The organism is Pseudomonas poae, from assembly GCA_028869255.1.
Classification (GTDB): Bacteria; Pseudomonadota; Gammaproteobacteria; order Pseudomonadales; family Pseudomonadaceae; genus Aquipseudomonas; species Aquipseudomonas poae_C.
This window is the reverse complement of sequence record CP110972.1, coordinates 5,183,681-5,197,380: the sequence shown is the minus strand read 5'-3', so window position 1 is coordinate 5,197,380 and position 13,700 is coordinate 5,183,681. Positions and strand designations below refer to the sequence as shown.

At 60.7% G+C, this 13,700-nt stretch carries 14 protein-coding genes; 7 read left to right on the top strand and 7 right to left on the bottom strand.

All coding sequences use genetic code 11. From position 1 onward, the window contains the following. Position 1: 1 nt before the first annotated feature. From livM to LRS56_23665, 5 genes are all read left to right on the top strand, one after another. A complete protein-coding gene (gene livM / locus LRS56_23685; GenBank protein WDU61770.1) occupies positions 2-1,279 on the top strand; it encodes a high-affinity branched-chain amino acid ABC transporter permease LivM in 1,278 nt (425 codons plus the stop codon). Beyond that, complete coding sequence (locus tag LRS56_23680; protein WDU61769.1) at positions 1,276-2,151, top strand: ATP-binding cassette domain-containing protein; 876 nt, start codon at positions 1,276-1,278, stop codon at positions 2,149-2,151. The genes livM and LRS56_23680 overlap by 4 nt, the downstream gene beginning before the upstream one ends. Next, positions 2,148-2,864: an ABC transporter ATP-binding protein gene (locus LRS56_23675; protein WDU61768.1), complete on the top strand. Its 717-nt coding sequence runs from the start codon at positions 2,148-2,150 to the stop codon at positions 2,862-2,864. Before LRS56_23680 ends, LRS56_23675 begins: the two co-directional genes overlap by 4 nt. 775 nt (positions 2,865-3,639) lie before the next feature. Then, the gene (locus LRS56_23670; protein ID WDU61767.1) at positions 3,640-4,407 is read left to right on the top strand and encodes an SDR family oxidoreductase; all 768 of its coding nucleotides are present in this window, start codon (positions 3,640-3,642) and stop codon (positions 4,405-4,407) included. Between the two features lie 220 nt (positions 4,408-4,627). Further along, complete coding sequence (locus LRS56_23665) at positions 4,628-5,533, top strand: cation diffusion facilitator family transporter (protein WDU61766.1); 906 nt, start codon at positions 4,628-4,630, stop codon at positions 5,531-5,533. Between the two features lie 119 nt (positions 5,534-5,652). Here LRS56_23665 and LRS56_23660 read toward each other — a convergent pair whose 3' ends face one another. From LRS56_23660 to ureE, 5 genes are all read right to left on the bottom strand, one after another. Then, positions 5,653-6,762: an AGE family epimerase/isomerase gene (locus tag LRS56_23660; GenBank protein WDU61765.1), complete on the bottom strand. Its 1,110-nt coding sequence runs from the start codon at positions 6,760-6,762 to the stop codon at positions 5,653-5,655. A gap of 165 nt (positions 6,763-6,927) precedes the next feature. After that, positions 6,928-7,500 (bottom strand): HupE/UreJ family protein, encoded by a 573-nt coding sequence (locus tag LRS56_23655; protein ID WDU61764.1) that lies wholly within the window; start codon positions 7,498-7,500, stop codon positions 6,928-6,930. A gap of 21 nt (positions 7,501-7,521) precedes the next feature. After that, complete coding sequence (gene ureG, locus LRS56_23650; protein WDU61763.1) at positions 7,522-8,136, bottom strand: urease accessory protein UreG; 615 nt, start codon at positions 8,134-8,136, stop codon at positions 7,522-7,524. A gap of 22 nt (positions 8,137-8,158) precedes the next feature. Next, entirely contained in the window at positions 8,159-8,833 is a 675-nt protein-coding gene (locus tag LRS56_23645) for an urease accessory protein UreF (GenBank protein ID WDU61762.1), read from the bottom strand. Further along, entirely contained in the window at positions 8,830-9,330 is a 501-nt protein-coding gene (ureE, locus tag LRS56_23640; protein ID WDU61761.1) for an urease accessory protein UreE, read from the bottom strand. Before ureE ends, LRS56_23645 begins: the two co-directional genes overlap by 4 nt. 277 nt (positions 9,331-9,607) lie before the next feature. On the opposite strand from ureE, the gene LRS56_23635 reads away from it, so the two are divergent. Continuing rightward, entirely contained in the window at positions 9,608-10,099 is a 492-nt protein-coding gene (locus LRS56_23635; protein WDU61760.1) for a C40 family peptidase, read from the top strand. 5 nt (positions 10,100-10,104) lie between these two features. On the opposite strand, the gene LRS56_23630 is transcribed toward LRS56_23635, so the two are convergent. After that, complete coding sequence (locus tag LRS56_23630) at positions 10,105-10,737, bottom strand: TetR family transcriptional regulator (protein ID WDU61759.1); 633 nt, start codon at positions 10,735-10,737, stop codon at positions 10,105-10,107. Positions 10,738-10,878: 141 nt separating this feature from the next. Continuing rightward, positions 10,879-11,250 (bottom strand): hypothetical protein, encoded by a 372-nt coding sequence (locus tag LRS56_23625; GenBank protein ID WDU61758.1) that lies wholly within the window; start codon positions 11,248-11,250, stop codon positions 10,879-10,881. A 346-nt stretch (positions 11,251-11,596) separates the two neighbouring features. On the opposite strand from LRS56_23625, the gene LRS56_23620 reads away from it, so the two are divergent. Then, positions 11,597-13,666 (top strand): AsmA family protein, encoded by a 2,070-nt coding sequence (locus LRS56_23620; GenBank protein ID WDU61757.1) that lies wholly within the window; start codon positions 11,597-11,599, stop codon positions 13,664-13,666. The last annotated feature ends 34 nt before the right edge of the window (positions 13,667-13,700 follow it).

Here is a 13,700-nt window from a genome sequence, read left to right as displayed (position 1 = left end):
CATGTCTGCTGCCAAACCCATCGATATCAAAAAAAGTGTGGTCGATACGGTCCTCGCCGGGCTGATTTCGCTGATCGTGTTCGGTCCGATCGTCGGCGTGGTACTCGACGGCTACAGCTTCAACCTGGAACCGGCCCGCGTGGGCCTGCTGGTGGCCATTGTGATGGTCGGTCGCTTTGCCATGAGCCTGTTCCTGCAAACCCCCAAGGGCCTGAAGATTCTGCAGGGTTTCGAGAGCAGTGGTTCGGGTGTGCATGTGCTGGCGCCGGACTACAAGTCGCGGCTGCGCTGGATCATCCCGGCACTGATCGTGATCGCCATCGTGTTCCCGTTCTTTGCCAACAAGTACCTGCTGACCGTGGTGATCCTCGGGCTGATCTACGTGTTGCTCGGCCTGGGCCTGAACATCGTGGTCGGCCTGGCCGGCTTGCTCGACCTCGGTTATGTGGCGTTCTACGCCATCGGCGCCTACGGCCTGGCATTGGGTTATCAATACCTCGGCCTGGGCTTCTGGACCGTGCTGCCATTGGCGGCCATCTGTGCGGCGTTGGCGGGGTGCATACTCGGGTTTCCGGTGTTGCGAATGCACGGCGATTATCTCGCCATCGTGACCCTGGGCTTCGGTGAAATCATCCGCCTGGTGCTCAACAACTGGCTGTCGTTTACCGGCGGCCCGAACGGCATGCCGGTGCCATCACCGACGTTCTTCGGGCTGGAGTTCGTGCGTAAAGCCAAAGATGGCGGGATTCCGTTTCATGAATTTTTCGGCATCGACTACAACCCCAACATCAAATTCCTGTTCATCTACATCGTGCTGTTCCTGGTGGTGCTGGCCGTGCTGTACATCAAGCACCGCCTGACCCGCATGCCGGTCGGCCGCGCCTGGGAAGCCTTGCGCGAAGATGAAATCGCCTGCCGTTCCATGGGCCTGAACCACGTGCTGGTCAAGCTCTCGGCATTCACCATCGGTGCTTCCACCGCTGGTCTGGCCGGGGTGTTCTTCGCCAGCTACCAGGGCTTCGTCAACCCGTCGTCGTTCACCTTCTTCGAGTCGGCGCTGATCCTCGCCATCGTGGTGCTGGGCGGCATGGGCTCGACAGTGGGCGTGGTGATTGCGGCGTTCGTCCTCACCGTCGCCCCGGAGCTGCTGCGCAGTTTCTCCGAATACCGCGTGCTGCTGTTTGGCGTGCTGATGGTGGTGATGATGATCTGGCGGCCGCGTGGCCTGATCCGGATCAGCCGTACCGGTGTGACTCCGCGTAAGGGGGTAGCGCCATGAGCAAGGAAGTCGTCCTGTCCGTGGAACACCTGATGATGCACTTCGGTGGAATCAAAGCCTTGAGCGACGTGAGCCTCAAGGTCGAACGCAACTCGATCTTCGCCCTGATCGGCCCCAACGGCGCCGGCAAGACCACTGTGTTCAACTGCCTTACCGGTTTCTATAAAGCCAGTGGCGGCAAAATCGAACTCAACATCCGTGGCAAGCAGACCAACGTGATCCAGTTGCTCGGCGAACGCTTCAAGGCCACTGATTTTGTGTCGCCCAAAAGCTTTTTCAGTCGCGTGTACTACAAGATGTTCGGCGGCACTCACTTGGTGAACCGCGCCGGTCTGGCCCGTACGTTCCAGAACATTCGCCTGTTCAAGGAAATGTCGGTGCTGGAAAACCTGCTGGTGGCCCAGCACATGTGGGTCAACCGCAACATGCTCGCCGGCATCCTCAACACCAAGGGCTACCGCAAGGCCGAAAGTGATGCCCTCGATCACGCGTTCTACTGGCTCGAAGTGGTGGACCTGGTGGACTGCGCCAATCGCCTGGCCGGCGAGCTTTCCTACGGTCAGCAGCGGCGCCTGGAAATCGCCCGCGCCATGTGCACCCGGCCGCAGATCATCTGCCTGGACGAACCGGCAGCGGGCCTCAACCCCCAGGAAACCGAAGCCCTCAGCGCGATGATTCGCCTGCTGCGCGACGAACACGACCTGACGGTGGTGCTGATCGAACACGACATGGGCATGGTGATGAGTATTTCCGACCACATCGTGGTGCTGGACCACGGCAACGTGATCGCCGAGGGCGGGCCGGAGGCGATCCGCAACGATCCGAAAGTGATTGCCGCCTACCTGGGCGCAGACGAAGAGGAACTGGTATGAGTGCACCTATCCTCGAAATGAAGGAGCTGGACGTGTTCTACGGCCCGATCCAGGCCCTGAAAAAAGTCTCGCTGCACATCAATGAAGGCGAAACCGTGAGCCTGATCGGCTCCAACGGCGCGGGTAAATCCACGTTGCTGATGTCGATCTTCGGCCAGCCACGGGCCGAGTCGGGGCAGATCATCTACAACGGCGTCGACATTACCCACAAGTCGTCCCACTACATTGCCTCCAACGGCATTGCGCAGTCGCCGGAAGGGCGGCGGGTGTTCCCCGACATGACCGTCGAGGAAAACCTGCTGATGGGCACCATCCCGATTGGCGACAAGTTTGCCGCTGAGGACATGCAGCGCATGTTCGAGCTGTTCCCACGGCTCAAGGAGCGGCGTAACCAGCGCGCCATGACCATGTCCGGTGGTGAGCAGCAAATGCTCGCCATCGCCCGTGCGCTGATGAGCCGGCCCAAGCTGTTGCTGCTGGATGAGCCGAGCCTGGGGCTGGCGCCGATTGTGGTGAAGCAGATCTTCGCCACCCTGCGCGAGCTGGCGGCCACCGGGATGACCATCTTCCTGGTGGAGCAGAACGCCAACCATGCGTTGCGGCTTTCTGACCGGGCGTATGTGATGGTCAACGGCGAGATCCGCCTGACGGGCACCGGTAAGGAATTGCTGGTGAATGAGGAAGTGCGCAACGCCTACCTCGGCGGTCACTGACCTAAAAGCTTGATGTGGGAGCTGGCTTGCCTGCGATGCAGACACCTCGGTCTATCAGTAAACCGAGGGGATGCTATCGCAGGCAAGCCAGCTCCCACATTCCTTTTAGTGCTATCCCCAGACCTTTCCGGAAATTGTGGAAAACAAATCCAGCTCCCCTCCAAAGCGCGACATATAGCCGCCGCAAATCCCTGTTTTGTCACAGTTTTGACTTGTCCCCATCCGCTGTGGAACCGACTGTGGGTAACGTGGGTGTAGCTGTCTGAAAGCCTTTGATTACGTGGCTTGTAGCTTGGTGGTTGTTTTTTGATCAGTGGGTTTTTCGTGACCTGCCAAGGGGTTTGTCAACCTGTTTAAAGACACAGGTATATGACCGAAATATGTCCTGCCAGCCTGTGGATAAGTCTGTGACTAAACTCTGGAAAGACTGCCGCAGAGGCCGAAATGACTGGCCTGGAGCCATCGTTCGGATTTTTCCTCTAGGCAAAGGGCTACATACGCCTGGGCCAAGGTCAAGCAAAAAACTTTCTAAAATCGCCTGCAGGCCGTGTATGGAGCGGCCTGGGGCTTTTGGCACTTGCCCCCAAAGACTGTGGGCGCAGTTGTGGATAACCTGCGCGCATATGGCTGCAAGCCACGGCCTATAAGGCTTTGCTTGATGCGGTTAAAAAGTGATCAGTTGTGAGTGAAGTTGTGCGCATAGCGGTTGCCGCGAAAGCGGCGTACGGGCATTCTGCTGGCTGATTTTTTCCCCGATGCCCGCAAGGAGAACACCATGTCCAACACGCTGTTTATTACTGGCGCAACCTCAGGTTTCGGCGAAGCCTGCGCCCGTCGTTTTGCCGAAGCCGGCTGGAAACTGGTGCTCACTGGCCGTCGTGCCGACCGCCTGAATGCGCTGGTCGAAGAGCTTTCCAAGCAGACCGAAGTGCACGGCCTGGTCGTGGACGTGCGTGACCGCAAGGGCATGGAAGACGCCATCGCCAACCTGCCGCCCTCGTTCGCCACGCTGCGCGGGCTGATCAACAACGCCGGCCTCGCCGTGGGCACCGACCCTGCGCCCAAATGCAGCCTCGACGATTGGGAAACCATGGTCGACACCAACATCAAGGGCCTGCTGACCACCACCAGCCTGCTGCTGCCACGCCTGATCGCCCATGGCCGTGGCGCCGGGATCATCAACCTGGGCTCCATCGCCGGCAGCTACCCGTACCCGGGCAGCCACGTGTATGGCGGCTCCAAGGCATTCGTGAAGCAGTTCTCGCTGAACCTGCGCTGCGACCTGCAAGGCACCGGCGTACGGGTGACCAACATCGAGCCGGGCCTGTGCGAGAGTGAGTTCTCACTGGTGCGCTTCGGCGGTGACCAGGCGCGCTACGACGCCACTTACGCCGGCGCCGAGCCGATCCAGCCGCAAGACATTGCCGACACGATTTTCTGGGTGCTCAACACCCCGGCTCACGTCAATATCAACCGCCTGGAGCTGATGCCGGTGAGCCAGACCTGGGCCGGGTTTGCGATTGAGCGTGGCGCTAAAGGCTAAAACTGTTGGCTTCTGTGGCGAGGGAGCATGCTCCCGTTGGGGCGCGAAGCGGCCCTGGCTTTTTGGGGCTGCTGCGCAGCCCAACGGGAGCAAGCTCCCTCGCCACAATGATTTTATTCGCTTGATAATGCGTCAAATCGGCCAAAACACGGCATAAGGTACACTCCACTCCTGAAAACCCTTCGCAGTGTGCGGTTTAAAGGTTTTAACAGGAGGAAATGTGAGTAACCGAGGTGAGCAGGCACTGCTCAAACAATCGACGATTCTGATGTTCGCCGTGGCGATCGCCGGGATTGTCACGGGTGTGATATCCGGCGCCCAATCCATTCTGTTCGACGGCTTCTTCTCGCTGATCGCCACCGCCATCAAGGTGTTGATGCTGATCACGGCCAAGCTGATCGCCAAGAAAAGCAACGAACGTTTCCAGTTCGGCTATTGGCACCTGGAACCCATGGTGCTGCTGATTGAAGGCAGCTTCCTGCTGCTGATCGCCATCTATGCGTTTCTCAACGGTGTGTTCGGCATTATCAATGGCGGGCGCGAGATCGAGCTGGGGCTGGTGATTATCTACGCGGCGGTGTTTACCGTCGTCGAGTTTGCCTACTTCTTCTACGTGCGTTATCGCAACCGCAGGCTGAAATCCTCGCTGATCCAGTTCGATAACATCAGTTGGCTGGTAGACGCGATGCTCTCGGTGGGCCTGCTGATCAGCTTTCTGGCGGCGCTGTTGCTCAAGTCCCGGGGCTATGGCGAATGGGCGGTGTATGTCGACCCGTTGATCCTGATTCTGCTGGCCCTGAGCATGCTGGCGCCGGCGTTCAAGATCCTGCGCCCGGCGTTGCGCGAGGTGCTGGGGATTGCCCCGGATCACCTGGATGACAAAGTGCGTGAAGTGATGAACGCGGCCCAGGCCAACCATGGTTTCGACGACTACGTGTCCTACGTGCAAAAGCACGGGCGTGCGCGGTTTATCGAGATTCACGTGGTGTTGCCGGCCAATTACCCGGTGGATAACGTCGCGACTCTCGACGCATTGCGTGAGGAGATATCCACAGGGCTGGGCAAACCGGATGCGGCGCGTTGGTTGACGATCAGTTTTACCGGGGATCGCAAGTGGATTGAGTGAGGTCAGGTAGACCGAGGTGAGCCTTTCGCGAGCAAGCCCGCTCCCACATTTAACCGCGTCCTACCTTTGGAATACGGTCGAATGTGGGAGCGGGCTTGCTCGCGAAGTGGCCCTGAAAATCAGCCGAGATGCTGGATCAGCCCCTGATAGCAAGTCGCCAAATGATAGGGGGTGGTAGAAGGCATATCCCGCCGACTCACCGCTCCCTTGGCATCCAGGCATTCATTCCAGCCCTTCTCATGCAGGAAATGCTCTTGCAGCGCCAGCAACTGGCGCTGCAACACGGCTTCACTGCCAGGGCGCAAGGTCAGGGCCCGCAGGTATTCGGCCTGGGCCCAGATGCGCTGGGTGCCATCGCGTACGCTGCCGTCCAGCGCGAGCATGCCGCTGACCGCGCCGCTGGTGGTATCCACGCCCTTGAGTTCGGCATAGGCAAACGCCCGTGTCAGCGAGGCGTGCAGCGGGGTGCCGCGCAGTACCTCGGAAGACTCCAGCAAAAAGAACCATTCGAACTGGTGCCCCGGCTCGAACCAGTTATCCACAGCGCCCAGCGGTTTTTCCATCATCACGCCGTGCTGGCGGTCGATGAAGCGCTTCTGCATCGCGTTGGCCAGGTCCAGCAGGGCGTCCTGGGTTATGGGGTCTTCACGCACGGCCAACGTGGCGAGGAAGCCTTCGGCCAGGTGCATCAGCGGGTTTTGCAGTGGGCCGGACTTGAGCGACGACCAGTTGCGTTCCAGGACGGCTTCGTACAGGCCGTCGCCGGTGGCGAAACGCTGGGCGACCACTTCCAGGGCGGCGTCGAGCACCGACTCCACCAGCGGCTCACGCACCTTGGCCCAGTAATGGGCACAGGCGAAGATGATGAAGGCGTGGGTGTAGAGGTCTTTGCGCTTGTCCAGCGGCTGGCCGCCGGCATCGATGCTGTAGAACCAGCCACCGTGCTCGGCGTCGTGGAAATGCCGTTGCAGCGAGCGGAACAACGCCGCTGCACGCTCGTCGGCAAACTCGGCGCCGGGCGCGCCGATCAGGCTGGCGAACAGGTACAGCTGCCGGGCGCAGGCCATGGCGCGGTAGCGTTGTGGGGGCAACGGCCGGTGGTCGGCGTCCAGCGCCTCATAGGGCAACGCCATTTCGGCATTCCAGCCCGGGCCCTGCCATAGCGGCACGATCAGGCTGTGGAAGTGCGTAAGCACGGTGTTCAAGGCGGGTGGGGAAGCAGTGGGCATTGGCTGGCGTCGTCACGGCAGGGGTGTAGGCGCGCATGGTATCAGGCTTGGGATTGGTGGTGTCTGTGCTACCGCTTTCGCGAGCAAGCCCGCTCCCACACTTGGAACGCATTCCAAGTGTGGGAGCGGGCTTGCTCGCGAAGGGGCCTTAAGCAGCGCCGCGAATCAACCTGCCAGCAGCCACACCCCAGTCGCCGCCGAGGCCGCCCCGGCAATCCGCACCAACGGCGCTGCCGCAGACGGCAGGAAGCGCACCACGGCATAGCCGGCGGCGTGCAACACGGCGGTTGCGCCGACGAAACCTGCGGCATACGCCCAAGGGCTGGACATGTCCGGCAGCTCCAAACCATGCGCCACACCGTGGAACAGTGCAAACAGCGCCGTGGCGCCTACCGCCATGAACAACGGCGGACGCACCGCCAGCGCCACGGCCAGGCCCAGGGCCAGCACCGAGGCAGCAATCCCGCTTTCCAGCGCTGGCAATTGCAGCCCTTCAAAACCCAGCACGCCGCCGATCAGCATGGTGCCGACAAAGGTGCAGGGCAGGGCCCAGCGCGCTGCGCCTTTTTGTTGTGCGGCCCACAAGCCGACCGCGACCATGGCCAGCAAGTGGTCGATCCCGCTCAGGGGGTGGCTGATACCGGCAAACAGGCCGTTGTCGCCGTGGCCCGGGTGAGCGAAGGCCAGGGCGGGGGTGAGCAGCAAGGCCGCGGCTGCGAAGAGTTTGTTGAGGCTCATGGACAGGTTCCTTGGGGTTGATCAGGCAGCGGTCAGCAGACCCTGGCGTTCGATAAAGGCGACGATCTCTTCCAGGCCGACCCCGGTTTTCTGGTTGCTGAACACAAACGGTTTGCCGTTGCGCATGCGCTGGGTGTCGCTGTTCATCAGCTCCAGCGAAGCGCCAACCAGGGGCGCGAGGTCGATCTTGTTGATCACCAGCAGGTCGGATTTGCAAATACCGGGCCCGCCCTTGCGCGGCAGCTTGTCGCCGGCCGACACATCGATCACGTAGATGGTCAGGTCCGACAGTTCCGGGCTGAAGGTGGCCGAGAGGTTGTCGCCACCGGACTCCACCAGAATCAGGTCGAGGCCGGGGAAGCGGCGGTTGAGTTGGTCTACGGCTTCGAGGTTGATCGAGGCGTCTTCTCGGATCGCCGTGTGCGGGCAGCCGCCGGTTTCCACGCCGATGATGCGCTCCGGCGCCAGAGCCTGGTTACGCACCAGGAAATCGGCGTCTTCGCGGGTGTAGATGTCGTTGGTCACTACCGCCAGGTTGTAGCGGTCGCGCAGGGCGAGGCACAGGGCCAGGGTCAGCGCGGTTTTGCCGGAGCCTACCGGGCCGCCGATGCCGACGCGCAGAGGTTGGGTGTTCATATATGCATCTCCAAAAAAAGCCCTAGGAACGGAACAGGCGGCTGTACTGGCGCTCATGCGCCATGCACGCCAGGGACAGGCCAAAGGCGGCGCTGCCGAAATGCTGGGGGTCGATACGGCCTGCGTCCTGCTGCGCCTGTTGCAGCAGCGGCAGCAGTTCACTGGTCAGGCGTTGCGCGGCTTGCTGGCCCAGGGGCAGGGTTTTCATCAGCACGGCCAATTGGTTTTCCAACCAGCTCCAGAGCCAGGCGGCGAGGGCGTCGTCGGGGCTGATCTGCCAGGCCCGCGCCGCCAGCGCCCAACCCAGGGCCAGGTGCGGCTCGCTGTGCTGCTGCAGAAAATCACGCGCGGCGGCGTCGAGTTCCGGCAGGCCATTGAGCAGTTGCTGCAGGGAGTAGCCCATCTGCCGGCTCTCCTGATACAGCTCGCGGGTCTCGCGGCTGGCGCGGTGCTCTTCGCACAGCTGGGTCAGGCGCGGCCAGCGCTGCTCGGCGGCGGCGCGGCAGTGGGCGAGCAGCAACGGCGCTTCAAAGCGCGCCAGGTTTAGCAGCAATTGGTCGCTGATCCAGCGTCGAGCGCTGGCGGCGTCATGGACACGGGCGTTTTCCACGGCCATTTCCAGCCCTTGGGAATAGCTGTAGCCGCCAATCGGCAATTGCGGGCTGGCCAGACGCAGCAACGCCCAGGCTGGGTTCATAGACGCACGCCGAACTGGTGCAGTTTGGGCGGGTAGTTGAAGTCTTCATCGCCGTGGCGTGAATGATGATGGCCGCCCCCGTAGGCCCCGTGTTCCGGCTGGAACGGGGCCTCGATGGTCTCGGTGTGAGCGCCCAATTGCTCAAGCATCGCCTTGAGCACGTAATCATCGAGCAGGCGCAACCAGCCATCCCCGACTTGCAACGCCACATGGCGATTGCCCAGGTGATAGGCGGCGCGGGTCAGTTCGAAGGCATTACTGCAGGTGACGTGCAGCAGGTGTTCAGGGCGCGCTTTGACGCATACGACGCGTCCGTCTTCGGCCTGCAGGCATTCGCCATCGTGCAGCGGCGGCTGGCCACGCTCCAGGAAAAGGCCGACGTCTTCACCGTCGGCACTGAAACAGCGCAGTCGGCTTTTGCTGCGTGCTTCGAAATTCAGCAGCAACTCAGCGTCCCAGAGGGCTTGGGGGGCGATTCGGCGGTGGATCACCAGCATCAGAAATCTTCCAGCTATGAGCGATGAAAGACTTAGAGCAAGGGGCTTGCCAACCCTGCTGGGGGGTAGGAATTGCCTGTAGGCGGTTGCGTTGGCGCCACTAAAGGGGGCAGAAGGAGATGGATGCATTGCACTGATTTGGTGCGTCTAATGATGGGGTGCACCTGCTGTGGGCGTTTTAGGACTTGTCCTACGTGATCGCAGGAATCGGCGTTCATTGCGTTACATGTCGTTTTATTAATCTACGCGCCGTGTTTAATTCACTGCGACGTTTATCATGCTCAAGTCAATTTGCTGTGTACTGCTTGTCAGCCTGGCCCTGGTCATCACCCGCGCTTCGGCCAACCTGCCAAGCCATGTGGCCTTTGAGGCTCAACCACCGGCTATCAACAATGTGATCGACCGCGCCCACGAGTTGCTCGGTACGCCTTACAAGGGTGGCGGCACCTCGGTGGAACAGGGGTTTGATTGCAGCAGCTTCCTGGTCTATCTGTTCAAGACTGAAGCCAATATCCGTTTGCCGCGCACCACCTCGCAAATGCATCGCTCAAGCGCTGCGACCATCCGGCGCGAGGCGCTCAAGCCCGGTGACGCGGTGTTTTTCAAGGGTAATGGACGCGGGCAGGTCAGCCATGTCGGCCTGTATATCGGCAAAGGCAAATTTATCCATTCACCCAGCACCGGCAAGCGCGTGCGCATCGATTCGCTGAACAGCAACTACTGGAAGCAGCATTACACCAGCGCCAAACGCTTCCACAGCGCGGGCTGATCGGCTTACTCGGTGCTGCCCAGGCCTTGCCAATGCTTGAGGCCGATAAAGATAAAACGCAGTTGCTGGGTGATTTTCGCCTGGGGCGTGAGGTGGGCAGGCAAGGCTTGGGCAGGTGGGTCGATAATGTCGGGGAGGGTGGCGAACACGCTCTTGACGATCAGGTCGGCCATCACATGCAAGCCTTCGGCGTCCAGGTGCTGGAGCTTGGGCATCAACGTGAGGTCGGCCGCCAGGTCGCTGGTGATGTCTTCGCGCAAGGCGCCGATGGCTTGGCGCACGGCCAGGCAGCCGCCGTATTGCTCGCGGGCCAGGAACAGGAATTGCGAACGGTTGGCCGACACCACATCGAGAAAGATCCGCACGGAGGCATCGATAATGCCGCCCATCACGAATTCGTTGTGGCGCACCAGGCGGATCGTGGCGCGAAAAGTCTGGCCCACTTCGCTCACCAGTACCAGGCCGAGCTGATCCATGTCGGCGAAATGGCGATAGAAACCGGTGGGTACGATACCGGCCGTCTTGGCCACTTCGCGCAGGCTCAGGCTGCCGAACCCACGGCCACACTCCATCAGATGGCGGGCTGCGTCCATCAAGGCGAGGCGGGTCTGTTGCTTCTGTTCGGCGCGGGGCAGCATTGGCGGGCAGGCTTAGTCGACAAGTACAGCGCTGCACTCTAGCAAAACAGCTTCGTTGGCGTCGAACTTGGCGGGGAGGGCATTCTACAAAAAGTCAAAAGCCCGATCGGCTGATCGGGCTTTTTTGTGGGCCACCACGGGTTAGCTCTGTGCGCGGTGCAGGTCATTCAAGGTGTCGGAACCACCTTCGGCAAGACCTTGGGCGTATTCACGGTTCTGGGTCTGTTCAGCGCCGCCTTCAACCAGGCCTTTCTGTTCCAGGCGATCACGGCCACCTTCTGCAACGCCTTCGGTGTAGGCGCGTTTGTTGGCGTGTTCCGAACCATTTTCTGCAACGGCGCCTTTGGCGTAGTCACGGTTTTCTTCTTCTTGCGAACCGCTGCGAGCCAGGGTCTGGCTGGATTGAACGGCTTGCGCTTTGTTCTGTGGGATGGCTTGTTCTGCGGCTGGCAGGGCAAAGGCGCTGGAAGCCAGGATGGATAACAGGGCGGTAGCGAGTATTTGGCGTTTCATGAGAGTTGCTCCTTGGGAGGGCGATAAAGTGGGTACAGGGCTAATGCTACTCTTGATAAGTCGATATAAAAGTTCATAAACACAATGGTAATAATCAACAGAATTGATTGTTCCGCAGAGAGGCTCTAGAACGGGCCTCTCAAGCCCGCGGTTTTGCACCGAGGTGGGTATTTTCGACACGAACCTGGGTAACAATGGTGCGCCGTTGATGATCGGAATCTGCCTGATCGATCAGGAAAATGGCTTTTTGCGACTAAATCGGCGATCGAGTTAAACCCCCGTGCGGTTTGCCAGTCGTAGCCTTATAAGCTGTAGTTTTGCTACTTGTATTGAGGAGTTTTGTGCAATGACGCGCACTCGTAAAATCGTGGTTTGGAGCTGCGCCAGCTTCGTTCTGTTAATCGCCGTGGTGGTGCTGGTCCTGGTGTTCTTTGACTGGAACCGCATCAAGCCGCCCCTCAATGCCAAGGTCTCCGAAGAATTGCATCGCCCGTTTGCCATCAATGGCAACCTGGCCGTGGTGTGGGCGCGTGAACCCGATGAAGGTGGCTGGCGCGCCTGGGTGCCCTGGCCGCATGTGATTGCCGAAGACCTGACCCTGGGCAACCCCGACTGGTCGAAAAAACCGCAGATGGTCACCCTGAAAAAGGTCGAGCTGCGCATTTCGCCGCTGGCGTTGCTGGTGCAGCGCGTGGTGATCCCGCGTATCGACCTCACCGAACCCAGCGCCGACTTGCAGCGCCTGGCCGACGGCCGCGCCAACTGGACGTTCAAGTTCGACCCCAAAGACCCCAACGCCGAACCCTCCAACTGGGTGGTGGACATCGGTGCCATCGGCTTCGACAAAGGCCACGTGACCCTCGACGACCAGACCCTCAAGACTCAGTTGGACGTGATCATCGACCCCCTGGGCAAACCCATCCCCTTCGGCGAAATCGTCGGCGATGCCGATGCCAAAAAAGCCCTGGAAAAAGGCTCGGCACCGCAGGACTACGCGTTTGGCCTCAAGGTCAAAGGCCAGTATCACGGCCAGAAACTCGACGGCAGCGGCAAGATCGGCGGCCTGCTGGCCCTGCAGGACGCGGCCAAGCCGTTCCCGCTGCAAGCCCAGGTCAAGATTGGTGATACCCGCATCGCCTTGGCCGGCACCCTGACCGACCCGCTCAACCTCGGCGCCCTGGACCTGCGTCTGAAGCTGTCCGGCACCAGCCTGGGCAATCTTTACCCGCTGACCGGCGTGACCTTGCCGGATTCGCCGGCTTATTCCACTGACGGTCACCTGATCGCCAAACTGCATGAAGCCAGCGGTGCCTCATTCACCTACGAGAACTTCAACGGCAAGATCGGCAATAGCGACATCCATGGCAGCCTGAGCTATGTCGCCAGCCAGCCACGGCCCAAGCTCAGTGGTGCGCTGGTGTCCAACCAACTGCTGATGACTGACCTCGCGCCCCTGATCGGCGCCGATTCCAACGCCAAGCAAAAAGCCCGTGGCGGTGAAAGCAAACAACCGGCGACCAAGGTGCTGCCGGTGGAAGAGTTCCGCACCGAGCGTTGGCGCGACATGGATGCCGATGTGGAATTCACCGGCAAGCGCATCGTGCACAGTGCCGAATTGCCCTTTACCGACCTCTACACCCACTTGGTCCTTAACGACGGCGAACTGAGCCTGGAGCCCCTGCGTTTCGGCGTGGCCGGCGGCAAGCTGGATGCCCAGATCCGTCTGAACGGCCGCACAACGCCGATGGAAGGCCGCGCCAAACTCACTGCGCGTAACTTCAAGCTCAAGCAGCTGTTCCCGACCTTCGAACCAATGAAAACCAGCTTTGGTGAACTCAACGGCGACGCCGATATTTCCGGGCGCGGCAACTCGGTGGCGGCGCTGCTGGGCACGTCCAACGGCGACCTGAAAATGCTGATCAATGATGGCGCCATCAGTCGTGGCCTGATGGAAATCGCCGGGCTCAACGTGGGCAACTACGTAGTCGGGCGCCTGTTCGGCGACAAGGAAGTGAAGATCAACTGTGCGGCGGCGGACTTCGGCATCAAGACGGGCCTGGCGACCCCGCGCTTGTTTGTCTTCGATACCGAGAACGCGATCATCTACATCGATGGCACGGCGAATATGGCGACGGAGCAGCTGGATCTCACCATCACGCCCGAATCCAAGGGCTTGCGCTTGTTTTCGTTGCGTTCGCCGCTGTACGTGAACGGGCCGTTTATCAAGCCCAATGCTGGTGTGAAAGCGGTCCCGCTGATGCTGCGCGGTGCCGGGATGGTCGCGCTGGGCGTGATTGCCGGCCCGGCTGCCGGCTTGCTGGCACTGGTGGCGCCAAGTAGCGATGAGCCAAACCAATGTGCGCCGTTGTTGCAGCAGATGAGGGAAGGCAAGGCGCCGAAGACCGTCAAAGGTTGATCGCCAACCGGCAGGCATAAGAAAGGGGGAGCTG